A 24,348-nucleotide genomic window follows, 5' to 3' on the forward strand; every position below is an offset into this window, starting at 1 on the left:
TAGAAGTATACATATAGCGTAGCAGCACGCCCACCGTGTGCTGATAATGGTTACCGTTGGATGGCTAATCGTTAGCTAACCAATGAAAGATGGGATTGCTCATCAACGACGGGATTGCTCATCAACGACGAGATAGAAAAAACGCGGGATAAAACGTAAACGATATAAACGTGGCGATCTAAATAAAATAGGCTGCAAACGCAGCCTATTTATCGGAGATTGATTATGCCCAGCCGTCACGGCGACGTTTTTTACGTGGGATAAGATGTGGCAGCACAAGGCCAAACAGTAAGCCGCCGCCGGCCACCATGCCGCCGTAGGTGAACCAGCGCATTAATAAGTCATCTTTTTGCGTATCAATTTTTGCACGCAAAGCACGAATTTCATTTTGTGCATCAATCAGTTTTTTATTGAGTTCGCTGCTGTGTGTTTCTAGCTTCTCGATTTGCGCATTACGCTTTTTAAGCGACTCAACCAACCCTTTTTGTTGCGCTTTGGCATCATCCTGTGCACTCGATAAGGCTGTTTTTACTTTTTTGAGCTCGGCTTCAAGCGCAGGTACACGTTCTTTCAAGCCAGGTTGAGTGGTGACGAAGTCACTTTTCACCCAGCCTTTACGGCCGCGACTATCGACAATTTGCGAATAGCCCGCATTTTGGTCGCGCTTGAGTACAGTGATTTTATCGCCTGCATCAACACTGCCGATAATGCGATATTGTGTACCAGGGCCAGAGTGCATATAGGTAAATAATTCATCAGAAATATAGTTCTCCGCCATGGCTYGCGGCGCGGTGACGAGAACGAATAGCAATATGAGAGCAGAATACAGGTGTTTCACGTCTGGGGTCCTTTGCATTATTCAGTGTGGGACACATCGGCTTTGCTAGGCATAGTGCCATAGGCTAAAAAGAAAGGGGAGCCATGCCCCCCTTTTTTTAACCGTGATTTGACATCGCTGCCGACTGTTAGGCAAAGAAGGTGATCATTACTTGGTAAAAGATCACAGCTAATAAAGCGCCTGCTGGAAGCGTGATGAGCCACGAGGCAACAATATTGCGCACCACGCCGAGGTTGAGTGCGGCAATGCCTCTGGCAAATCCAACGCCGAGAACGCCACCGACTAATGTTTGCGTGGTCGAAATCGGTAAGCCTGTTCCCGAGGCTAAAACGACTGTGCTCGCGGTGGCTAATTGCGCGGCAAATCCGCGGCTTGGTGTGAGTTCTGTTATTCCTGAGCCAACGGTCGCCATGACACGATGCCCCAAGGTCGCAAGGCCGATGACAATGCCGGCACCGCCCATCGGAAGAATCCACCAAGCAATGTGTGCTTTTTCTGCCACAGTACCGAGGTTTTGCACGGTCGCGACAATCGCTGAAAGGGGACCAATGGCATTGGCAACGTCGTTTGAGCCATGCGCGAAGGCCATGGCACACGCCGTGACGACCATGAGTAAGCTGAATATCCGCTCAACGCCTTGAAAACCTTGGCTCTCATCGCCGCGATATTTTCTAGAGATGTAATACACGCCAAAAAACATCACCAGTGCAGACAAGACAATTGACGCACTGACTGACTCTAACGTGGTCAAATGCAAGCCAACATGCTTGAGCCCTTTTTTAATGGTCACCATCGCAATAATAAACGCGGTGAGGAACATATAAATGGGGACAAAACGTTTTGCATTGAGTACGGGGCGGTCAGTGTCAAAAATGAGGCGCTGGGCGCTAAGAAAAATAAAGTAGGCAAAAAGACCGGAGATAAAGGGGGTGATCACCCAACTGCCAACGATACCTTGGACGGTATGCCAATCGACGGCCTCAGAGCCAACCGATAGGCAAGCAAAGCCAATGATCGCGCCAATTATCGAATGGGTGGTGGAGACTGGCCAGCCCATATAGGAGGCAAGGAGCAGCCAAGTACCCGCCGCGAGCAGAGCGGACATCATGCCAAAGACCAATTCTAACGGTTGATCGGCATAGAGACTGGTATCGATAACACCTTTTCTAATGGTATCTGTGACTTCACCGCCAGCTAAATAAGCGCCGGCAAATTCAAAAATCATGGCAACAATAATGGCTTGCTTGATGGTTAGCGCTTTAGAGCCCACAGACGTGCCCATTGCGTTGGCGACATCATTGGCACCAATACCAATTGCCATTAAAAAACCAAAAGCCGCGGCGACCATAATAAGAATGGTCCCGTGATTCATCAGGATTTCCATTGTAATACCTTGTTGTTACATCACTCGGTTAGGAACGGGAAAGCATGACCTCTAAGCGCGCACCGACACGTTGCGCTTGATCAGCAATTTCGCCGACCCACTCGAGGATTTTGTACAAGAACATGACGTCGACAGGATTGTATTCCTGTTCCACCGCCATCAATGCCTGGCGAAGCTGGATTTGCATTGAGTCAGTATCATCTTCAATCACATCCAACTGATGAATCATTTCGGCCACTAAGGTGACTTCGCGTCCTTTAAATCCAGTCTCAAGCAGTTCTTCGAGCTCATTAATCACCCGACGTGCTTGAGCGGCTGCATCTAGGCACCGTTGTACATAAGCAATGAAAGCGGTATTCATTGTTGGGGGCATACGAAGCTGGCGGCCGATCACTCGGCCGGCAATATCTTTGGATAAGTTTGCCAATTTGTCTTGCTGAGTCAGTAACTCGAGCATGTCCGTCCGATCAACGGGCATAAACAAACCGCGGGGCAACTTGAGTCGGATATTGCGCTTCAGGGTGTCAGCATCTTTCTCTATCTCAGAGATTTGGTGACGGAGTTGATTCGCCTTTTCCCAATCTTGCTGTTCGCAAGCATGGAAAAACGGGATCAGTAGCTCACAGCAATCATTGACACGATTGACGTGGCGTTGCAGAGGTTTTATAGGGCTTTTTGCGAATAGCCCAACAATTGTATTGACTGGCATAGCCGTAATCTACCTGGTTGCCTCACGCCCAAAGGGCAAAGAGTGGAGGCTAAACGTTCAACGATGGTATATCGGAGCGGCGAATGGTAGCGCAGAACATTGGCTAAAGAAACAGCTTTTGTGATCTATGCCGCAGTGCGTTTGATCAAGACTGGTGGTTATAGTCCTTGCCGACAAGATCAATTGTTCATATCCTTGTCAGGCAATTGGCTATAGGTACCCGTATGGACACTGAGATAGAGCTCAAATTTTTTGTCTCTTCTGACTTTCCTCACCGCATCCGCGATAAGATTGTCAGTGTAAAGCAGCTACAGCAAAGCCAGCGTGAGCTGGGCAACATCTACTTCGATACGCCAGATTTTACCCTACGCGAACACGATATCGGTTTGCGTGTGCGTTGTTTTGATGGTGTTTATATTCAAACGCTCAAAACCGCTGGCCGGGTGGTAGCTGGGCTGCATCAGCGCCCAGAATACAACGCTGAGCTTAATGGACCTGAGCCCGACCTTTCTTTGATCCCGGTCGATGCATGGCCTGATAGTGTCAATATTGATGCACTGAGTCAGTCGATTCAGCCGCTCTTTTCCACCGACTTTGTCCGCCAACAGTGGCTCTTAGCCACTGACGACGGGAGTCAAATAGAGTTAGCCAGCGATCAGGGTGAAGTCTCAACCGAAGCCGGTGATAAAGATGTGATTTCTGAGGTCGAGCTAGAGCTTATTTCGGGTCAAACCGATGCCTTATTTTCATTGGCGCGCAACCTTGCCGATGAGGGAGGACTGCGACTGGGAAATTTGAGTAAAGCCGCGCGAGGCTACCGCTTAGCCACTGGCTATCAAGGCGACCCGGTCAAAGCGCTGTCTATCGTCAAACTGAGCGCCGACGATACGCAAGAGAAAGCGCTCATCCGAATTCTTGAGCACGCGCTCAGCCACTGGCATTACCACGAACAAATCTACATAGAGCGAGAGTCGCTTGATGCGCTGCAGGAAATTCGCTACGCGGTATTACTGATCCGCCAAGCCTTCGTTCTATTCGGCAGCGTGTTGCCGAGACGAGCGAGCACATTATTGCGTCAAGAGTTGCAATGGTTTGATGGCGAACTCGCTTGGCTGGATGATGCGTGGGCGAATGCACGCTTGTGTGAAGATAAGGGCCAATACCTGCGCAAACTCAATGCCCGAAAAATGATGGTCAAAACGCTGAAAGCTGAGCAAACTCAGTTGCCGGAGCGCGAGGATATCGTGGCGTTACTTCATACCTCTCGCTACTGCAATCTGTTGCTTGATTTAAGTCGTTGGATTCTCTCTAAAGGTTGGCAGCCGTTTTTAGATGAAAAAGCAGCGGATAAATTGGCGCTACCGATTCAAACCCTGGCCGATAAGGCATTACCTGAATCTTGGCATGAGCTCCTTGATGCCTTTGACGAGAGTAAGACACTGACAAGGCATGAGTATTTTGATCAGTATCCACGTCTGCAACGCAACTTGGTGTTAGGGACCTGCTTGGCGTCACTCTTTGATAAAAGTCGCCGTAAAGCGTTTCGACTGCCTTGGCTGGATTTACTGCAAGGTATAGAGGAACTTCGGCTACTTGAGCCAGTACGTGATTTAGTTGCAGCGATTGACGATGACGACGATAAGCAACAAGCGGAAAAGTGGTTAGCGAGAAAAGAAGAATCACTTTTTCATGCGATGACGCAAAGCCGCCAAACAGGCTTACGCCTCACGCCTTATTGGCAAGAATAAGCGACGCTAAAAAGTGTAAGAGAATAAGTAGAAGCAGCCAGATGGCTGCTTTTTTTAGCCGAATCGATTATGCAAATAAGATGTTTCTGTATGCATCGCCATGGCGCCTTTGGTCTCGACGTTGACTCGGTAAAAACCCAGTCAAGATCAATCTATGTTGGTGGTTTTTGCGTTATAAACGGTTTACGCGTCACATGATAATTTGACTAAGTTATCATTATGGGCAATGTTTGTGGTTAAATTTCACAAATACGGTAAACAAGGATTCAGCCTGCGTGGTGTTTGTCGATATAACATCACCTAGTATCAATAATCGCCCGTTTTTTTGGGTCACTCAGTTGGCTTGATAGCGGTCATGGAGCTTTCAGGATTATGGCTAAACATACCTTCTATGCGTGGGAAAAACCCGTTACCAATCTGCGCTTGATTCCAAAACTCGTGATTCTTATGGTATTTAGTACCATTATTTTGGTCGGTAAGCAGATGTGGGACGCCAATACATTTCGCCAATCCGTCATTGATTTCACCTTAAGCCAGACCCAAGAACTTGCCCGTTCCAGTGCCGCAATGACTGGCACATTAATCGAGCAACCGGACGGAGAGCGTCTGATGCGAGAGACGGTCGACACCATGAACAATGAGTTCAGTGAAGGCGCGTATTTATTTTTAGTCAATGGCGAGACGCGTCAGATTTGGGCGCACCCCTCCATGAGACAATTTGATCAATTGCGTGTGCCGGATGACACCTCAGGCGCTGATATTACTGAGCTTTTTATCAATCAGTCACAGCCGTTCAGTTACACCGTCTATGATGGCGGGCGACATGGGTATGCCGTGCCTGTAGGCAACAGCGACTGGTGGTTAGTGGCCTCGCAACCCACATCTGAAGCGCAAGCGTATTACCAAGATTATATCATCAAAGTGGCGTGGCAGACTGCGGTAATGATTGTGTCTTTTATGGTGATCTTGCTGGGTGGATCTAACATCATGCTGCGCCAAATCAACTACCTGACCGATAGGATTCGTGCGTTGGCGAATCGCGATTTGAGTGAGCCGATTGAAATGAATAGCCAAGACGAGTTTGGCGATCTTGCGCGCGAGCTGGAAACGTCTCGTCGGCAATTGGTCGACGTGATTCAAGCGCAGCGACAAGCGTCAGACGATCTGTCGTCTCTGGCCGAGATCATGACCATCAGCATGTCGGAAACCAAAGAATCGTCGAAAGAGCAGTTCGATGAAATGGATCAACTGGCGTCAGCCATGAGTGAAATGAGCGCCACCGTGCAAACGGTCGCAGAGCATACCCGAGAAGCAGCTAAAGCGACTGAAAGCTCCAGTCAGCAAGCCAGCAGTGGCCAAGCGCATGTTAGCACCACCATTAATACCATCAATGCGCTGTCAAATGACATTAGTGAGTCATCACAAGTCGTCGGTCAGGTCGACGCGCAAGTGGAGAAAATTGGTACTGTGGTGGTGACCATTCAAGGCATCTCAGAGCAAACCAATCTATTGGCGCTTAACGCCGCGATTGAAGCTGCCCGGGCGGGGGATACAGGACGCGGCTTTGCGGTTGTGGCGGATGAAGTGCGTAAGCTGGCACAACATACCCAAGAAGCGACGGTTGAAATTCAAGATATGATCACCCAACTGCAGCAAAGTGCACAAAAAGCGGTGGGACTGATGGATCGCAGTGTGACGGAGGCGAGTGCCGGGGTAGACTCGGTGAGTCAGGCAGGTGGCGAGTTAGAGCAAATTGTTACTCAAATCCAATCACTGAATGATATGAACTTCCAAATTGCCTCGTCGGCAGAGCAACAAGCCTCGGTGGCCGGTGAAATGAATCAAAACCTCACCAATGTTAAAGACTTGGTTCAGGCGTCAGTGACGGTGGCGAGCGAGCTGCATGAAACGGCTGAAATGGTCGAGCAAAGTGCTCAGTCACTGAAAGACAAGATCGATGCCTTTAAAGTGTAATCGTTGTCCCTTCACATCCCGATAAAGATAACGGCTCACTGCATTAGTGAGCCGTTTTTGTTAGTGTCAAATGAAGGAATTATCAAAAGGAATGCTCATGGTGCTGTCTGACTCCCTTTCCGCCAACCTGAATCAACATTGGACACAATTGGCTGAATTCGCCCCCCAAGCACTTGACCAATGGCAAGGACCCGCCCGCGACCAGCTGGAAAAGGCATTGGTATGCAGCGATTTTATTGCCTCTGCGCTCACGCACACTGACGGATTGTTGCAATGGCTTTATCAACATCACCGCGATGTATCACGCGAGGCCTGCTATCAGCCAGAACTGACGGCAGCGCTTGAGACGGTGAATGATGAGCATGAATTCCATCGTCAACTACGTCTGTGTCGGCAACGTGAACTTGTGTGGATTGCTTGGCGCGATATTCATCAGCAGTGGCCAGTAGAGGCGAGTTTACAGCATTTATCGGCCTTGGCTGAGGCGCAGATCCTCAGTGCTTATCACTGGTTATATCAGCGTTGTTGCCATGATTGGGGCACGCCAATGAGCCCAGATGGCGACCCTCAGCCTATGTTGATACTCGGGATGGGGAAATTGGGAGGCGGTGAGCTCAATTTTTCTTCCGATATCGATTTGATTTTTACCTATCCCGAAAATGGAGATACTCAGGGAGCAAGGCGCAGTATCGCCAATGCCCAATTCTTTACGCGACTGGGTCAAAGGCTGATAAAAGCGCTCGATCAGCCTACCGTCGATGGTTTTTGCTATCGCGTTGATATGCGATTGCGCCCATTTGGCGACAGTGGGCCTTTGGTGATGAGCTTTTCTGCCTTGGAAGATTACTACCAAGAACAAGGGCGTGATTGGGAGCGTTACGCCATGGTTAAAGCACGGGTGATGGGCAAAGAGCAATACGACTGTTATCAAACGCTTAGAAAAATGCTGCGTCCTTTTGTCTTTCGACGCTATATCGATTTTAGCGCGATACAAGCTTTAAGGCGGATGAAGCAGTTAATTCAACGAGAAGTACGTCGGCGTGGACTGACGGATAATATTAAACTGGGTGCGGGTGGCATTCGAGAAATTGAATTTATTGCACAATCTTTCCAATTAATTCGTGGGGGGCGAGAGCCCAGCTTGCGTCAGCGTGGCTTACTGGAAACCTTGGATGCGATAGAAGAACTGGCGTTACTGCCAGCCGCTGAAGTCAGTCAGTTAAAAGCAGCCTACTGCTATTTGCGTCGGGTCGAGAACTTATTGCAGGCCATAGATGACAAACAAACGCAGACCTTGCCCGATAACGCGCTTGATCGGGATCGTCTCTCCTTCGCAATGGGAAGTAAAGATTGGGCGAGTTTACACGCGGAGATCGCGCGGCACATGCAGGCGGTCAATCAGGTTTTCTCTGGCTTAATTGGCGAAGATGAACAAGATAACGACATGGATGTTGATAGTGAGTATCACGATCTATGGGCGATGGCGCGCGATGTCGACAACGCTAAATTGATCCTCACAGGGTTGGATGTGCCGGAGACCAATATTGCTGAGCAATTATTAACGTTTAAGCAGGAGCTGGCGAAACGGACCGTTGGCCCACGTGGCCGTGAGGTGGTCAATCGTCTGATGCCGGTGTTGTTAAGTAAATTATTAACCTTGCCTGAGCCTCAACAGGTTCTGCCGCACATTACCCATTTATTATTAAATATTGCCACTCGGACAACGTATTTAGAGTTATTAGATGAACATCCGGGGGCGATTGATCAAGTCCTTCGGCTTTGTACCGCCAGCCCCATGGTGGCGGAAAAGCTGGCACGTTATCCCTTGTTGCTCGACGAGCTGCTGGATCTGACCCACTTGTATCAACCTCTTGCGCCTGATGCGTATCGCAGCGAATTGCGCGATTATCTGGCACGGATCCCGGTTGAGGACATGGAGCAGCAGATGGAGGCCGTACGTCAGTTCAAGCAAGTGCAACTATTAAAAATTGCCGCCGCAGATATTGCCGGTGTCTTACCGGTGATGCGGGTCAGTGATCATTTGACTTACTTGGCCGAGGCGATTGTAGAGGCGGTGGTCAATCAGGCCTGGCACCAGATGGTGGAAAAATATGGCCAACCGACACACTTAGGCGAGCGAGAGGGACGTGGCTTTGCGGTGATTGGTTACGGCAAGTTAGGAGGCTGGGAGCTGGGTTACAATTCCGATCTCGACGTGGTTTTTCTCCATGACTGCCCGGCGGATGTTGAGACTGATGGGCGAAAAGTGATTGATGGCCGGCAATTTTATCTGCGTTTGGCGCAGCGCATTGTGCATCTTTTCTCCACCCGCACTCCGTCTGGGATTTTGTATGAAATCGACACGCGCCTTCGCCCATCAGGTACCTCAGGGATGCTGGTGAGCACGTTAGAGGCCTACGCGGATTATCAACAAAACGAAGCCTGGACGTGGGAGCACCAAGCGTTAGTTCGCGCGCGGATGATCGACGGCGACCCCGACCTTGAGTCTGGCTTTGCACAGGTGCGGCATCGCATTTTATCGGCCTCGCGCGATCAGGACATATTGCGCGAGCAAGTCAGTGGTATGCGTGAAAAAATGCGGCAGCATAAAGCGACAGGGCAAAACGATACCTTCTCTATCAAACAAGACGCTGGTGGGATCACGGATATCGAGTTCTTAGCGCAATACCTGGTGCTCGGCAACAGTGCCACACAACCTGCGTTAACCCGTTACAGCGATAACGCACGCATTTTTGAGCAAGCTGGCGAGCTTGGCGTGATGACGATGGCACAAGCAGAGCGCCTGAAATCGGCGTATACCCGCATGCGCAATGCATTGCATCGTAGCCACTTGGCCGGAGAGAGTGGCAAGGTCGAAGCCAGTGCATTCCTCGACGAACGCGATGCCGTGATGCAAGCTTGGCAACAATGGCTAGCGACAGAAAAGGCGTCGTAAATCAGCGATCCGCGTGCGATGCTCAATAAAGCGATGGCTCGCCCTCAGGGCGTGTTTTAAAGCGTCGGTGTAACCACATATATTGCTCCGGCGCTTGTAGGATTAACTGCTCAACCGCGCGATTGGTGACAACGGCAGCCGCATCGGCGTCCTTGGGAAAATCTTGCAGCGGAGAATGGATGGTTATCCGGTACTGACCACCGCGTCGATCTCTCACAATCGAAAACGGCACCACGGCGGCGTGACCTGCGTGTGCGAGTAAGCTCGTTCCTGTGGTCGTACACGCTTTCTCAACGGCGAATAATGGCGCAAAGGTTGAACGGCGTCGGCCGTAGTCATGATCCGGTGCATACCACATCCTATCGCCTTGCTTGAGATGATGAATCATGGCTTTAACGTTTTTCCTGTCGATGGCCCAGTTGTGCCGAGTACGGCCACGGTGCTGGAACCAATCATAAACAGGGTTATTGTTAGGACGGTACACACCCACGCCAGGAGTGACCTCACCTAAGGCTCGCGCACCCAACTCTAAGTTCATCGAGTGCACAGCGATAACGAGTACCCCTTGCCCCTGATTTTCTAGGTGTTTAAGTTGGTCTAGGCCTTCATAGACCACATGTTTTTTGATGCGCCAAGAAGGCCAAAACCATGCCATACAGGTTTCAAAAAGGGCCAAGCCAGAGTTGGCAAAGTTCTCTTTCACCATCATCTGACGCGAGGCAGGACTCATTTCAGGGAAACACAATGCCAGATTACGATCGGCGATCTTCACTCGCCGTTTCATCAGCGTATGCATCAGTCGACCAAGCCCGCGCCCCGCGTAGAACTGAACGCGATAGGGAAGCCAGCTGGCTAGGTACATGAGCCCCACACCGAGCCAAGTGTGAAGATAGCGAGGGTGAAGAAATCCAATGTGAAATTTTGGCGGTGAAAAATCGCTCATAGTGTCAATGACTCGTGAAAACAAAAATGAAACCAGCCGTCAGGCAGGCGCCACATTGTAGAGTAAATTGCAGGGGCTGTCCTGTGCTTGTCTGCCAGATGGATGTTGAGATTGTGCGCAGCGCACGCCTGTACGCGCCCCATTTGGTTTTTGGCTATGCTACTATCGCTCGGTAACGACAGTATTCGGAGATCCAGATGAAACTCAGCCTGCCTGATTATAACCAAGCCAATGTTCTGGTCGTCGGTGATGTGATGCTTGACCGCTATTGGTATGGCCCCACCGGACGTATATCACCAGAAGCCCCCGTGCCCGTGGTCAAAATCAATCAAACGGAAGAGCGCCCTGGTGGGGCTGCCAACGTGGCGATGAACATCGCTGCTTTAGGGGGACATACCCAGTTAATTGGTTTGACAGGCAAGGACGAACAAGCGGATGCGCTGACCCAAACCCTGGACTCTTTAAACGTCAATTGTGACTTTGTGGCGCTGGACTCGCATCCGACGATCACTAAGTTACGGGTGATGAGCCGCAATCAGCAGCTGATCCGGCTCGATTTCGAAGAGGGATTTGCGGGCGTGGATCTCACCCCGATGCTCGTAAAAGTGAAAGCGGCCTTACCCAAGGCGCAGGCGATGATCTTATCGGATTATGCCAAAGGCGCATTGGCGCAGGTGCAGTCACTGATCCAAGCCGCCAATCAAGCCGGCGTGACCACCTTGGTGGATCCCAAAGGGACGGATTTCGAGCGCTATCGTGGCGCCAGTCTGCTTACGCCAAACCTGAGCGAATTTGAAGCCGTGGCTGGTACGGTGATAGACGATCAAAGCTTGGAAGAAAAAGGCTTAGCGTTGATTGAACACTATGAGCTTGGCGCGTTGTTGGTCACCCGCAGTGAGCACGGCATGACCTTGCTTCGTCCTGATGCTGCTCCACTTAACTTGCCGACGCTGGCCAAAGAGGTCTATGACGTCACCGGCGCTGGCGATACCGTTATTTCGGTGCTGGCGGCCTCGTTAGCTGCCGGCAAACCGATCGAACACGCATGTGCACTGGCCAATGCCGCTGCCGGTGTGGTGGTCGGCAAGCTCGGCACCTCAACGCTATCAACCATTGAGTTAACCGAAGCCATACACGGCTCTCACGAGTCCGGCTTTGGGGTCACCACAGAATCGCAACTGATCGACGCGGTTAAGGTGGCGCAAGGACGGGGTGAGAAAGTGGTGATGACCAATGGCTGCTTTGATATTTTGCACGCCGGTCATGTTGCCTATTTAAACGAAGCCGCTAAATTGGGCGATCGCCTGATTGTCGCGGTTAATACTGATGCGTCGGTACAAGGTTTAAAAGGACCAGGCCGTCCGGTTAATCCCACCGATCGACGCATGGCAGTCTTGGCGGGGCTTGGCGCTGTGGATTGGGTGGTACCCTTTGGCGAAGAAACGCCTGCGCGCCTGATTAGTGCGGTGTTACCGGATTTATTGGTGAAAGGCGGCGACTATCAGGTCAGTGAAATAGCCGGAGCTGAAGCGGTGCTTGCCAATGGCGGTGAGGTCAAGGTGCTTAACTTCGAAGAAGGATGCTCAACGACTGAGATCATTGAATCGATTCGGCGTGGTCAATAGCGCCTCTTGCCCTATCAATTGAAAACAATAAAAAAGGTGCCCGTCGGCACCTTTTTGCGTTCTCGAGCCTTAAGCGTGAATTAATCTTGTTTCACCAGCCCTTGGTTGATATCAAGTAAGTCTTGCTCGGTCAAGGTGCCGACCGCTTGGTGTAAACGCAAATGACTTAAAATGTAATCGTAACGTGCGTTTGATAGATTACGGTTGGCGTCATACAAACGGCGTGTCGCGTCTAACACATCGACAATGGTACGGGTGCCCACTTCAAAGCCGGCTTCTGTCGCTTCTAATGCCGAGCGAGCTGAAATCACCGTTTGTTCATAAGCACGCAGCGCGCCAATCGAAGCATTAATGTCGTTATAGAACGCACGCACATCTTTCACTGTGCTCCGGTAAGTGGACTCTAACCCCTGCGAGGCGGCCACATATTCATGTTGTGCTTTTTCAACATTGGCGGAGGTGCTGCCACCGGTGAAGAGCGGTAAGCTAAAGTTGAGCGCAGCCGTCCCCTCGTTAGAATCAACAGAGCCTGGCGTGTGTTGGTTATCAACATCCGTCATCCCGTATTTGGCGCTAAACGTCAACGTAGGCAGATGACCGGTTTTGGCGAGCTTAATCTGCTCTTTGGCGGTGTCACGCGCAATGCGGTTAGCCAGCAGTTGCAGATTTTTCTCTTCTGCGGTCTTCACCAAAGCAGCGGGTTGCTGTTGCGGGTTGCTGGCACTAAAACGCGCTTTATCGAGCACGCGTAAGTCTCTCGGCGCTTGGCCGGTGATCTCACGTAAGCCTTCATAGCTGTTGGTGAGAGCGTTTTCTGCCAAGATCTCATCGGCGAGCACAGCGTCATACTGCGCTTGAGCGTCGTGCACATCGGTAATCGCCGACAAGCCAACTTCAAAACGTTGCTTGGTTTGTTCAAGCTGACGGCCCACCGCCGCTTTTTCTGCTTGAATAAACTCAAGCTTGTCCATCGCACGTAGGACATCAAAATACGCTTGCGCCACGCGCAGCATCAACCCTTGTTGCTGGGCAGCATAGGCGGCATCCAGTTGACGCGCTTGCATTTCGCTAATATCCAGATTCACCCAGCTATCACGCTTAAATACTTGTTGGCTCAGGCTGATATCGGCGGAAGTGACATCGTTATCACTTCCATCGTCGCTGTCATTGCGTTGGATCGCGTAACTGGCGTTAAGTGCAATTTGAGGCAGCAAGGTGCCGCGGGTAGCATCCACGGCGGAAAACGCCGCGTCACGTTCAGCGGCCGCTTGATTAAGAGTGGGATCGCTTTGCTTCGCTTGTTGGTAAATTTGGGCGAGATCATCGGCAAAGGCTGCATTGCTTACGCTGCCGAGTGCCAAACCTAACGCCAGAGGGAGCAATTTTTTCATAGATAGAATCCCTGAATCTGTGCTATTCGATAAATATACAGCTACTAGCTTAACGCAATTATGCTTGCGTGAAACTGACAATTTGTGAGGACATTGAGTGTAAACTATCCAATTTGTAAATGGGACTTAAAAATAGTTGTAACTTTTATCAAAAAAGTTAAGTTTAAAGTTTGCAGTGAATCAGGGCCAGTGATAAGACTGCGCCGCGACAGCCTATCATAAGGAACTAGCATGTCAGACCATCCGCCCGGACAATTTGGTCGCGACGATATCGTGATTGAAGATATCTCACCACTTTATCAAGGCTTCTTTTCTATTCAACGCTATCAGTTTCGTCATCGTCTATTTGAGGGCGGCTGGAGCGGTACGGTGGTACGAGAGCTATTTGAGCGTGGACACGCCGTCGCGGTACTGCCGTATGATCCAGGGCGAGATGAGGTGGTCATGCTTGAGCAAATCCGCGTCGGGGCGATGGCAGCGGGAGCGACGCCGTGGCAGTTAGAAATTGTCGCGGGCATGATCGATAGCGATGAATCACCAGAGCAAGTGGCACACCGTGAAGCGCGAGAAGAAGCTGGATTGTTGTTGCAGCAAATGGAACATGTCACCCGTTATTTATCCAGCTCCGGTGGGTGCTCTGAGCAACTCGATGTATTTGTTGCCATTGTGGATGCGAGTGATGCCGAGGGGATTCATGGTCTAGACACTGAGAATGAAGACATTCTTGTTCATCGTTTTTCTCGAGAGCAGGCGTATCAAAAAGTGGTCGATGGTGAAATTGAGAATGCAGCCTCGATCATTGCTTTACAATGGTTGGAACTCAATGCGGCGAGATTGCGTCAGAGTTATAATCGTTAAAACCGATAACCGATCGTGTACGCATTGCGCAGGCTCGAATAACAAGTAGGTACCCGTGAAAACTAATTATCGTGTCGACTTATCGGCGATGATGCGCCTTTATGAAACCAATTACGCCAAGCTTGTTCGTCTGATGCCACAGCCGGATGAGGTAGGTCGCGTCTGCCGATACGATATTCATGGTCAGGAATATGCGCTGGTGGTACGCGAGTCGACGCGTTATACCACCTTGCTTGATATCGCGCAGCTTAGTCCAGGAGACGCACCTTCGTATTTACATGCTAACCTGACTGTACGCTTGTATCACGACGCACGCGTGGCGGAAGTGTGTACCACGCAGCAGATTTCGCGTTTGAAACCACGTTATGATTACCCAAATCCGCGCATGCATCAGCGCGATGAAAAGCATCAAGTGAATGCATTTTTATCGGATTGGCTCGGCCATTGTTTGCGTCGTGGCATTAGCGCGTCTAATCCTATGTATAAATCATCGTTAAACTAAACCAGCAAAGGTACTTTCAACGTTGCAGCCTTGTCAGATAGATAACGCCCACGGCGATTGCATTCGTCTCTTGCAAATTACCGACACGCACCTGTTCGCCGATGAGCAGGGCAGTTTGCTGGGTATCAACACACTTCAAAGCTATCACGCCGTGTTAGAGGCAATCAGTGCGACATCTAAGCCTTTTGATGCCATTATTGCCACGGGCGATTTATCGCAAGATCACTCTGCATTGTCATATCGTCGTTTTGTCGACGGGATTCAGCGCTGGAAGCAGCCTTGCTTTTGGCTGCCAGGCAACCATGACTTTCAGCCTGAAATGCGCGCGGTGCTGCACTCGAACACCTTGATGGCCCGTTCGCAGGTCTTATTAGGGGATCACTGGCAAATGATCTTGCTCGACAGCCAGGTCGCGGGTGTGCCGCACGGTGAATTATCTCACGATCAACTCAAACGCTTAGATGCGGATTTAAGTGCTTATCCAGAGCGACACGCGCTCGTGCTATTGCATCACCACCCTTTGGAGGCAGGAAGCACTTGGCTTGATCAGCATAAACTGGTCAATCGAGAGGCGTTTTGGCAGATTATGGCTCGCCATCCTCAAGCGAAAGTGGTGGTGTGTGGCCATATTCATCAGGCGTTAGATATTCGTCATCAAGGCGCGCGTGTGATGGCAGCGCCTTCAACCTGTATCCAGTTTATGCCCGATTCGCATGATTTTGCCCTCGATAACCAAAACCCGGGTTGGCGCTGGCTGACGCTTTATCCTGACGGACACATTGACACGCAAGTTGAACGTGTCACCGGACGTTACTTCCGTCCTGACTTTGACTCGAGCGGGTATTAATCAACATGGCATCTGCGTTACTTTACTTACATGGCTTTAATAGCTCGCCACACTCATTAAAAGCCACGCAAATGCGTGAGTTTTGCCATCGTTACCGGCCTGATATTGATGTATTGGTCCCGCAACTCCCTAGCCATCCCGCGCCGACTATCGATTTACTTTCTGAACGGGTAGAGGCCTACAGGGAAACGCATCAACTTGGATTGGTCGGAAGCTCATTAGGGGGATTCCTCGCCACTTGGTTGAGTGAACGTTATCAATTGCCTGCTGTACTGGTGAACCCTGCGGTTCGCCCTTATGAGTTATTGCAAGACTATATTGGCGAGCAGGTTAACCCTTATACCCAAGAACATTACTACTTGGATGCCGCTGATATTCTCGCCCTGCGTGAGCTTGATGTGCCCACGCTGTCTGAGCCTTCTCGCTTTTGGTTATTACAACAAATGGGTGATGAAGTATTAGATTACCGTCAGGCGGTGGAGAAATTTAACGCGAGCAAACAGACCGTTGAGCCTCATGGCGATCATAGTTTTATTGGCTTTGAACGCTATTGCGAGGAGATACTGCAATTTCTCGGCGTCTAATCTGCTTACCACGCCAATGCTTGTCCACTCATGCTTTGACCAATGCCTTGTCCACCCATGTTTATCTGCCAAAGCGCTCTGCTAAGCGGATACTTAAACCAACTATGACTCGGATGGCAGTTCACAGAAACTCGTGGCAATCTGGGGTCGCGCTTGACAAGCGGATCCCCCTTGCTGACCATGTCATCACATTTATTAAGCTAATCGATTATGACAGAACAAAACTATAACGCAGGATCGATAGAAGTCCTCAATGGGCTCGAGCCAGTGCGCCGACGTCCGGGTATGTACACAGATACCAGCCGTCCCAACCATTTGGGGCAAGAAGTGATCGATAATAGTGTCGATGAAGCGCTAGCCGGTCACGCCAGTAAAATTGATGTCATTCTTCATGCAGATCAGTCATTAGAGGTGATTGATGATGGGCGAGGGATGCCGGTTGATATCCACCCAGAAGAGGGCGTCTCTGGGGTCGAACTGATTTTATGTAAACTCCATGCTGGCGGTAAGTTTTCCAATAAAAGCTACCAGTTTAGTGGCGGCCTGCATGGGGTGGGTATTTCGGTTGTTAACGCTTTGTCTCATCGGGTCGAGATCAGCGTTAAACGCGACGGTCAGGTGTATGACATCGCGTTCGAAAATGGCGATAAAGTACAAGACTTGACTGTCACCGGAACATGTGGACGCCGTAATCGAGGTACCCGCGTTCATTTTTGGCCCGATAGCCAATTTTTTGATTCGGACAAGTTCTCGCTTACGCGCTTGAAAACCATTTTAAAAGCCAAGGCTGTATTGTGTCCGGGCTTGACGGTGAACCTGACGGATAAAAACACCAATGAAACCATTACTTGGTGCTATGAAGACGGGCTCAAAGACTACTTAGCACACAGTGTGAAAGGTTATGAGGTACTGCCCGAGACGCCTTTTATCGGTGAATTTAGTGGCCAAAGTGAAGCCGCTGATTGGGCGGTGATTTGGCTCCCAGATGGGGGAGAGTTAACCACCGAAAGTTATGTGAATTTAATTCCAACCCCACAGGGCGGTACCCACGTTAATGGCTTACGACAAGGTATGTTGGAAGCAATGCGGGAGTTTTGTGAATTTCGCAACCTATTGCCTCGCGGGGTCAAGCTGACCGCGGACGATATTTGGGAGCGTTGTGCCTACGTGCTCTCGGTTAAAATTCAAGACCCGCAATTTGCCGGACAAACCAAAGAGCGCTTGTCATCGCGCCAATGTGCGGCGTTTGTCTCTGGCGTGGTAAAAGATGCGTTCAGCCTTTGGCTTAATGAGCGCCCGCATTTGGCTGAGCGCTTGGCAGAAGTCTGTATCGCCAGCGCCCATCGACGGATGCGTGCTGCCAAGAAAGTGGTGCGTAAAAAAGTGGCGTCTGGCCCTGCATTACCTGGCAAGTTAACGGATTGTGCCATGCAAGATTCCAGTCGTACCGAGCTCTTTTTGGTCGAAGGGGATTCTGCAGGCGGGTCGGCCAAACAAGCGCGCGATCGAGAATTCCAGGCGGTGATGCCGCTTCGAGGAAAAATCCTGAATACCTGGGAAGTCTCAGCAGACCAAGTACTCGCCTCGCAAGAAGTACACGATATTTCGGTCGCGCTGGGGATCGATCCGGACTCGAGCGATTTATCTCACCTGCGTTACGATAAAATTTGTATCTTGGCCGATGCGGATTCAGATGGCCTGCATATTGCGACCCTTCTATGCGCATTATTTATGCAACATTTTCACGCGTTGGTCAGAGGTGGCCACGTTTATGTCGCGATGCCGCCTTTGTACCGGATTGATTGTGGAAAAGAGGTCTTTTATGCATTGGACGAGGATGAAAAGGCCGGGATCTTGGAGCGTTTAAGTAATAAGCGCGGCAAGATCAATGTTCAACGTTTCAAAGGGTTAGGGGAAATGAACCCCTTACAACTGCGTGAGACCACCATGGACCCCAATACTCGGCGCTTGGTACAGCTCACTATCGATGACGAAGAGCAAACGCAACAGCTGATGGATATGTTGCTGGGGAAAAAGCGAGCGGAAGATCGCCGCCATTGGCTGCAGCAAAAAGGCGATATGGCCGAACTTATCGATATTTAAATAACTATAACGGGATCTTATTCGCATGACAGAGGTGACTTATGATGGCGTAGAGCAGCTTGCCCTTCGCCAGTTCACTGAGGACGCTTACCTCAATTACTCGATGTACGTCATCATGGATCGCGCACTGCCGTTTATCGGCGATGGCTTAAAGCCAGTGCAGCGCCGGATTATTTACGCGATGTCCGAGTTGGGGCTTTCCGCCTCCGCAAAGTATAAAAAATCGGCCCGTACCGTTGGCGATGTGTTGGGTAAATACCACCCCCACGGGGATGCGGCTTGCTATGAAGCCATGGTGTTAATGGCGCAGCCGTTTTCTTATCGCTACCCACTGGTTGATGGGCAAGGGAACTGGGGTGCACCGGACGATCCTAAATCCTTTGCTGCGATGCGGTATACCGAATCACGTCTTTCACGCTTTTCAGAAGTGTTGCTGCAAGAGCTTGGCCAGGGCACGGTTGAATGGGGCCCCAATTTTGATGGCACCATGAAAGAGCCGAAGACCTTACCGGCACGTTTACCGCATATTTTATTAAATGGTATTACTGGGATTGCAGTGGGTATGGCCACCGACATTCCCCCGCACAATGCCCGGGAACTCGCCAATGCGCTGGCGGCGATGATTGATAAGCCCAGTATGGATTTAGACGGCGTGCTTGAGTATGTTCAAGGCCCTGACTATCCGACCGAAGCTGAAGTGATCACGCCAAAATCAGATTTGAAAAAGCTCTATACCAGCGGACGCGGATCCATCAAGATGCGCGCCTTGTGGCATAAAGAAAGCAATGAAATTGTGATCACAGCGTTGCCGCATCAAGTCTCTGGTGCCAAATTATTAGAGCAAATTGCCAATCAGATGCGAGCGAAAAAGCTGCCGATGGTGGATGATTTACGCGATGAATCGGATCATGAAAATCCAACGCGTATTGTCATCGTTCCGCGCTCGAATCGTGTTGACTGTGATCAGCTGATGGATCACTTATTCGCTTCGACCGATTTAGAGAAAAGCTATCGCGTTAACCTCAATATGATTGGCCTGGACGGTCGGCCGCAGGTCAAAGGCTTACACGGCATTTTGTCTGAATGGTTAACCTTCCGACGCCAAACCGTAAGACGTCGCCTTGAGCATCGCTTGGAAAAAGTGCTCGCTCGCCTGCATATTTTGGAGGGCTTACTCGCCGCTTACCTCAATATTGACGAGGTGATTGAGATCATCCGCAGTGAAGATGAGCCAAAGGCGGAGTTGATTCAGCGCTTCGGTTTGAGTGAGAAACAGGCCGAAGCCATTCTTGAGATCAAGTTGCGCCAGTTGGCCAAGTTAGAAGAGATTAAAATTCGCGGTGAGCAAGATGAGCTGAGCAAAGAGCGCGACAAACTCGAAACATTGCTGGGATCAGATCGTCGGTTAAACACCTTGATCAAAAAAGAAATCCTAGCGGATGCAGAAAAATATGGTGACGACCGCCGTTCTCCTTTGATCGAGCGTGCCGAGGCCAAAGCGTTAACGGAACGTGATTTAGTCCCCAGTGAGCCCATCACTGTGGTGTTATCTGACAAAGGTTGGATTCGTCATGCCAAAGGCCATGATGTTGATGCCAGCAGCCTAAATTACAAAGCCGGGGATCAATTCCTCGATGCCGCACCGGGTAAGAGTAATCAACCTGCGGTGTTCTTGGGATCAGATGGGCGCAGTTATGCGATCGAATCGCATACCTTGCCGTCAGCACGAAGCCAAGGCGAGCCGATTACGGGTCGAATTAATATCACGCCAGGATCATCGATTCGTCATGTACTCATGGCAGATGAAAACCAGTTTATGCTGATGGCTTCCGATGCGGGCTATGGCTTTGTGTGTAAACAAGCCGATATGTTGTCAAAAAACCGCAGCGGCAAAGCCTTGTTAACGGTGCCCACGCATGCAGAGGTGATGCCGCCTCGTCAAATCAGCCAGCTAGAAACGGATTTGATTGTGGCTATTTCTAATGAAGGGCGAATGCTGGTCTTTCCTGTGCATGAACTTCCCCAGTTGAGCAAAGGCAAAGGCAATAAAATCATTAATATCCCTGGCGCACGCGCGAAATCGCGTGAAGAAGTGTTAAGTCAGCTCTACGTTGTGCCCGACGATGTAGGGATTACTCTGCACGCAGGTAAACGGAAATTAACGTTAAAGCCAGACGATTTAGCCCATTATCGTGGCGAGCGTGGTCGTCGAGGGAGTATGCTGCCTCGAGGCCTTCAGCGCGTCGATGAGATAGATATTCTCACTGATGAATAACACAACGTCCGCCCTTGTGATCAAGGGCGGCGTGGGTGCATTTTTGTGCTGAATCCGTATACTGACTCGCCTTCTAGGCTGGCTCTTTGGAGAGAGAAATGATTTTTGTCGTGCGACTGCTGGCATTATTAATTGCCGCTGTGTTGCTGTTTGTCTTTGGCGGGCTTTACTGCTTATTAAGCCCCCGTAACCCCCGTAATTGCTATCATATCAGTAAATGGTTTGGGCGCCTCTCTCGTTTATTTGGGATTCGCTTGGAACTGCGATTTGCCGAAGGCGCACCGCGCGAGCCCGGTGCCAGTGTTTGTATTGCCAACCACCAAAGTAACTGGGATATGGTGACCTTATCTAATGCATTAATGCCTGGCGCGGTCACCGTTGGTAAAAAAAGCCTCTTGTGGGTACCGATTTTTGGCCAGCTTTATTGGCTAACCGGCAACGTATTGATTGATCGAGCGAACCGCAGTAAAGCGATGGGGACCATTGCGCAGGTGACGGAAAAGATCCGTGCCAAGCAACTGAGCGTATGGTTATTCCCAGAGGGGACACGTTCTCGCGGGCGTGGGTTATTGCCTTTTAAAACCGGCGCGTTTCACGCCGCCATCGGTGCCAACGTGCCTTTGATCCCGATCGTATGTAGCTCAACGCATCATTTAAAAGCCAATCGTTGGAACAATGGTCATGTGATTGTTGAAGTGATGGCACCGATTTCATCTGAGGGCTACGATAAAGACAATGTTCGTGCGCTTGCTAAACACTGCCACCAGGTGATGAAAAGCAAGTTAGAACAGCTTGATGCAGAAGTTGCGGAACGTAATCAACGCGACCGCTAATTGAGGATTCAGCTATGACTTCAACCCAGCGCCACCATGTTGTGTTGGTATCACCTAATGGTGAACCACAAGGGATCGCTGAAAAGTTGGAGGCGCATCAGCAAGGATGGCTGCATATGGCCTTCTCCGTTATGTTATTTCGATGCAACGCCAATGGGGAACGTGAGTATCTACTCCAACGTCGGGCGGCAGATAAATATCACAGTGGCGGGTTGTGGACTAACACCTGTTGTTCACACCCCAAACAGGATGAACCGATTGCCGCAGCGGCAAAGCGGCGTCTTTACGAAGAGTTAGGTATTGCGCGTCCACTCAACTTTATGATGGGACCTTGGTTTGAATATCGCGCAGAACTGGGCAATGGGTTGATTGAACACGAGTTGGATCAAGTCATTGCCTGTGAGGTGAATCGCGTCGATATGATCTTAAACCCAGATGAGGTAGAAGATTGTCGCTGGTGGCCGGAAAGTGAGGTGAGGCAGGCAGTCGCAGAGAGCCCTGAGCGATTTACAGCATGGTTTGAGCAGGTACTGACCCGGATTCATGCGATGGTTGAGTTGCCAACCGCCTCGCAGATATAAACCGAGATTGGCTGCGTGACAATTAAGCGGCGTCGTCGACGCCGCTTTTCTTCTTTAAGCGCTACGTACTGCGATGGCTTCAATTTCAATATCAACATCTTTGGGCAGGCGTGCCACTTCAACACACGAACGTGCTGGATAGTTTTCTACCCCGTGCTCGTCAAAGAATGCACCATACACTTTGTTGATATCGGCAAAGTCTTCCATGTTTTTCACAAACACAGTGAGCTTAGCAATATCGTTCACTTTCAGTCCTGCCGCTTCGACAACCGCTTTAACATTATCCAGCGACTGGCGTGCTTGCGCCGTAATTTCTGGTGAAATCTGTCCAGTTACCGGGTTAACCGGGATTTGGCCAGAAGTAAGGATCATATTGCCAAGATCAACCCCTTGTGAATAAGGACCGATCGCTTCTGGCGCTTGTTCAGTTTGCAGTACTTGGATCATTGTCTATTCCTTTGTTAAAACGCAACACCTATAGTCTGCAACGGTTATCCAGCCAGGTAAAGCCGTTTACACGGGGACAAGGCGATCACGGACCACTTGCTCGCAGGCACTGAGATCGCTTAAGCGGCGAGGGGCGACCAAAATGGTGTCGTTGCCGCCTACCGTGCCTAAAATTAAGGGGTGCCGGTGAAGATCGATTAAGCGTGCAATCAGTTGGGCACCGCCTGGATGTGTTTTTACCACCACCATGGCGTGGCTACAGGTGATCGCGTCAATTTGTGATCCAACCGAAGAGATCGCATACACAGGCTCCATCTCGCCACTCAGCGTATAGACTTTTTGTCCATGCGCATTGGGTACTTTGGCGACCCCCAGCTTGGATAATAACCGAGAGACAGTCGATTGGCTGACATCAAGATAGCCAAGATCCACCAGTTGCTGACGCACAGCATCTTGGGTAGTAAAGCTTTGGGTTTGGAGTAAATGCCGGCACGTTGAAAGGATATCGTCCTCTGGTGTGGCGGCTGTTACCGATAGAATTGCATCATCAACCACGGGCAACCCCTTATAATTAACGGCACTTTACTTTAATATCAGTAGATAAAACTGATGATTAGCGATTCAATCGCATATGCTATCAGTTGCCGTAAAGGGAAACCTTGATGCGTGTCACTGCGTGGTATCAAGAGGAGAAGCAGGGCGCCGTGTGACGCCCTGTTAGGGGATTAATCGCCGAGGGTGGCGACCATCACCGCTTTGATGGTGTGTAAGCGATTTTCTGCTTCGTCAAAAACGATAGAGCAGTCTGACTCAAACACATCTTCGGTGACTTCTAGCCCTTTTAGGCCGTATTTTTGTTCTATTTCGGCGCCGACGGTGGTTTCGTTATTATGGAACGCGGGCAAGCAATGCATGAATTTTACATGTGGATTACCGGTTGCTTTCACTACATCCATATTGACTTGATAGGGTTTCATCATCGCGACGCGCTCGTCCCAAGCCTCTTTAGACTCGCCCATGGAAACCCAGACGTCGGTATACAAGAAATCACAATCTTTAACGCCTTCTTGTACGTCTTCGGTGAGCGTAATGCGCGCGCCGGTTTGCTCTGCAATTTCACGGCATTGTGTCACCAATGCGTCTTCCGGCCAGAATGCTTTTGGTGCAACCAAGCGAATATCCATCCCCATTTTCGCTGCACCGACCATCAGGGAGTTTCCCATGTTGTTGCGAGCATCGCCTAGATAAGCAAAGCGCATTTCATGAAGCTGCTTACCACGGCCATGTTCGAGCATGGTCATTAAATCGGCTAAGATTTGTGTAGGGTGAAACTCGGTGGTCAGGCCATTCCATACAGGTACCCCGGCAAACTCACCGAGCTCTTCGACAATGTCTTGTCCAAAGCCACGGTATTCAATACCGTCATACATGCGGCCGAGTACGCGAGCGGTGTCTTTCATCGACTCTTTATGACCAATTTGAGAGCCGGTTGGGCCGATGTAGCTGACTTGGCCGCCTTGGTCGAACGCAGCGGTTTCAAAGGCACAGCGGGTGCGTGTTGAGGCTTTTTCGAAGATCAGAGCAATGTTCTTACCTTTTAGACGCGGCGTTTCATAACCGTTGTATTTGGCTTTTTTGAGTTCAATAGCCATGTCGATAAAGTGTTGGATCTCACGAGGCGTGAAGTCCAGTAGTTTCAGAAAGTTACGGTTGCGTAGGTTAAAAGCCATAATGGGAAATCCTCTTCGTT

20 protein-coding genes are annotated in these 24,348 nt (G+C 50.2%); 12 read left to right on the forward strand and 8 right to left on the reverse strand.

Annotated features, from left to right (window positions below):
- Positions 1-223 precede the first annotated feature (223 nt).
- The 3 genes from BZG81_RS02705 to BZG81_RS02715 all read right to left on the reverse strand — a co-directional run bounded on the left by BZG81_RS02705 (position 224) and on the right by BZG81_RS02715 (position 2,931).
- Positions 224-838 (reverse strand): TIGR04211 family SH3 domain-containing protein, encoded by a 615-nt coding sequence (locus BZG81_RS02705; protein ID WP_077676684.1) that lies wholly within the window; start codon positions 836-838, stop codon positions 224-226.
- A 127-nt stretch (positions 839-965) separates the two neighbouring features.
- Positions 966-2,222, reverse strand: coding sequence for an inorganic phosphate transporter (locus BZG81_RS02710; RefSeq protein ID WP_077576469.1), 1,257 nt, complete (start codon positions 2,220-2,222; stop codon positions 966-968).
- Positions 2,223-2,250: 28 nt separating this feature from the next.
- A complete protein-coding gene (locus BZG81_RS02715) occupies positions 2,251-2,931 on the reverse strand; it encodes a TIGR00153 family protein (RefSeq protein WP_077660493.1) in 681 nt (226 codons plus the stop codon).
- 224 nt (positions 2,932-3,155) lie between these two features.
- Between BZG81_RS02715 and BZG81_RS02720 the strand changes: the two genes are divergently transcribed.
- The 3 genes from BZG81_RS02720 (at position 3,156) to glnE (ending at position 9,609) form a co-directional block, all read left to right on the forward strand.
- On the forward strand, positions 3,156-4,679 hold the full coding sequence (locus tag BZG81_RS02720) for a CYTH and CHAD domain-containing protein (RefSeq protein WP_077676685.1): 1,524 nt from the start codon (positions 3,156-3,158) through the stop codon (positions 4,677-4,679).
- A gap of 372 nt (positions 4,680-5,051) precedes the next feature.
- Positions 5,052-6,653, forward strand: a complete 1,602-nt coding sequence (locus BZG81_RS02725; RefSeq protein ID WP_077660492.1) for a methyl-accepting chemotaxis protein — start codon at positions 5,052-5,054, stop codon at positions 6,651-6,653.
- A 97-nt stretch (positions 6,654-6,750) separates the two neighbouring features.
- Positions 6,751-9,609: a bifunctional [glutamate--ammonia ligase]-adenylyl-L-tyrosine phosphorylase/[glutamate--ammonia-ligase] adenylyltransferase gene (gene glnE, locus BZG81_RS02730; RefSeq protein ID WP_077676686.1), complete on the forward strand. Its 2,859-nt coding sequence runs from the start codon at positions 6,751-6,753 to the stop codon at positions 9,607-9,609.
- 22 nt (positions 9,610-9,631) lie between these two features.
- Here glnE and lpxL read toward each other — a convergent pair whose 3' ends face one another.
- Positions 9,632-10,552, reverse strand: a complete 921-nt coding sequence (gene lpxL, locus BZG81_RS02735) for an LpxL/LpxP family Kdo(2)-lipid IV(A) lauroyl/palmitoleoyl acyltransferase (protein ID WP_077676687.1) — start codon at positions 10,550-10,552, stop codon at positions 9,632-9,634.
- A gap of 197 nt (positions 10,553-10,749) precedes the next feature.
- Between lpxL and hldE the strand changes: the two genes are divergently transcribed.
- On the forward strand, positions 10,750-12,177 hold the full coding sequence (gene hldE, locus BZG81_RS02740; protein ID WP_077676688.1) for a bifunctional D-glycero-beta-D-manno-heptose-7-phosphate kinase/D-glycero-beta-D-manno-heptose 1-phosphate adenylyltransferase HldE: 1,428 nt from the start codon (positions 10,750-10,752) through the stop codon (positions 12,175-12,177).
- A gap of 80 nt (positions 12,178-12,257) precedes the next feature.
- Here the strand turns inward: hldE and tolC are convergent, their stop codons facing one another.
- The gene (tolC, locus tag BZG81_RS02745; protein ID WP_077676689.1) at positions 12,258-13,568 is read right to left on the reverse strand and encodes an outer membrane channel protein TolC; all 1,311 of its coding nucleotides are present in this window, start codon (positions 13,566-13,568) and stop codon (positions 12,258-12,260) included.
- A gap of 231 nt (positions 13,569-13,799) precedes the next feature.
- Between tolC and nudF the strand changes: the two genes are divergently transcribed.
- The 8 genes from nudF (at position 13,800) to idi (ending at position 22,151) form a co-directional block, all read left to right on the forward strand.
- On the forward strand, positions 13,800-14,426 hold the full coding sequence (gene nudF / locus BZG81_RS02750) for an ADP-ribose diphosphatase (protein WP_077676690.1): 627 nt from the start codon (positions 13,800-13,802) through the stop codon (positions 14,424-14,426).
- Positions 14,427-14,481: 55 nt separating this feature from the next.
- Entirely contained in the window at positions 14,482-14,928 is a 447-nt protein-coding gene (locus tag BZG81_RS02755) for a DUF1249 family protein (RefSeq protein WP_021023397.1), read from the forward strand.
- Positions 14,929-14,950: 22 nt separating this feature from the next.
- Positions 14,951-15,775: a 3',5'-cyclic-AMP phosphodiesterase gene (gene cpdA / locus BZG81_RS02760; RefSeq protein ID WP_077669247.1), complete on the forward strand. Its 825-nt coding sequence runs from the start codon at positions 14,951-14,953 to the stop codon at positions 15,773-15,775.
- 5 nt (positions 15,776-15,780) lie between these two features.
- A complete protein-coding gene (gene yqiA, locus BZG81_RS02765; RefSeq protein ID WP_077669248.1) occupies positions 15,781-16,359 on the forward strand; it encodes an esterase YqiA in 579 nt (192 codons plus the stop codon).
- 210 nt (positions 16,360-16,569) lie between these two features.
- The gene (gene parE, locus BZG81_RS02770; RefSeq protein ID WP_021023400.1) at positions 16,570-18,462 is read left to right on the forward strand and encodes a DNA topoisomerase IV subunit B; all 1,893 of its coding nucleotides are present in this window, start codon (positions 16,570-16,572) and stop codon (positions 18,460-18,462) included.
- A gap of 25 nt (positions 18,463-18,487) precedes the next feature.
- Positions 18,488-20,737 (forward strand): DNA topoisomerase IV subunit A, encoded by a 2,250-nt coding sequence (gene parC / locus BZG81_RS02775; RefSeq protein ID WP_077669249.1) that lies wholly within the window; start codon positions 18,488-18,490, stop codon positions 20,735-20,737.
- Positions 20,738-20,835: 98 nt separating this feature from the next.
- A complete protein-coding gene (locus tag BZG81_RS02780; RefSeq protein ID WP_077646057.1) occupies positions 20,836-21,570 on the forward strand; it encodes a 1-acylglycerol-3-phosphate O-acyltransferase in 735 nt (244 codons plus the stop codon).
- 14 nt (positions 21,571-21,584) lie between these two features.
- Positions 21,585-22,151 (forward strand): isopentenyl-diphosphate Delta-isomerase, encoded by a 567-nt coding sequence (idi, locus tag BZG81_RS02785; protein WP_021023403.1) that lies wholly within the window; start codon positions 21,585-21,587, stop codon positions 22,149-22,151.
- Between the two features lie 54 nt (positions 22,152-22,205).
- Here idi and BZG81_RS02790 read toward each other — a convergent pair whose 3' ends face one another.
- From BZG81_RS02790 to argF, 3 genes are all read right to left on the reverse strand, one after another.
- Positions 22,206-22,598 carry a RidA family protein gene (locus BZG81_RS02790; protein WP_077459924.1) on the reverse strand — a complete coding sequence of 131 codons (393 nt, stop codon included), beginning with the start codon at positions 22,596-22,598 and terminating at the stop codon, positions 22,206-22,208.
- Positions 22,599-22,664: 66 nt separating this feature from the next.
- Positions 22,665-23,153: an arginine repressor gene (locus BZG81_RS02795; RefSeq protein ID WP_077676691.1), complete on the reverse strand. Its 489-nt coding sequence runs from the start codon at positions 23,151-23,153 to the stop codon at positions 22,665-22,667.
- A 170-nt stretch (positions 23,154-23,323) separates the two neighbouring features.
- Entirely contained in the window at positions 23,324-24,328 is a 1,005-nt protein-coding gene (argF, locus tag BZG81_RS02800; RefSeq protein ID WP_077459922.1) for an ornithine carbamoyltransferase, read from the reverse strand.
- Positions 24,329-24,348: the final 20 nt, after the last annotated feature.

The sequence above is a fragment of the Salinivibrio sp. MA607 genome (assembly GCF_001996245.1).
GTDB classification, from domain to species: Bacteria; Pseudomonadota; Gammaproteobacteria; order Enterobacterales; family Vibrionaceae; genus Salinivibrio; species Salinivibrio costicola.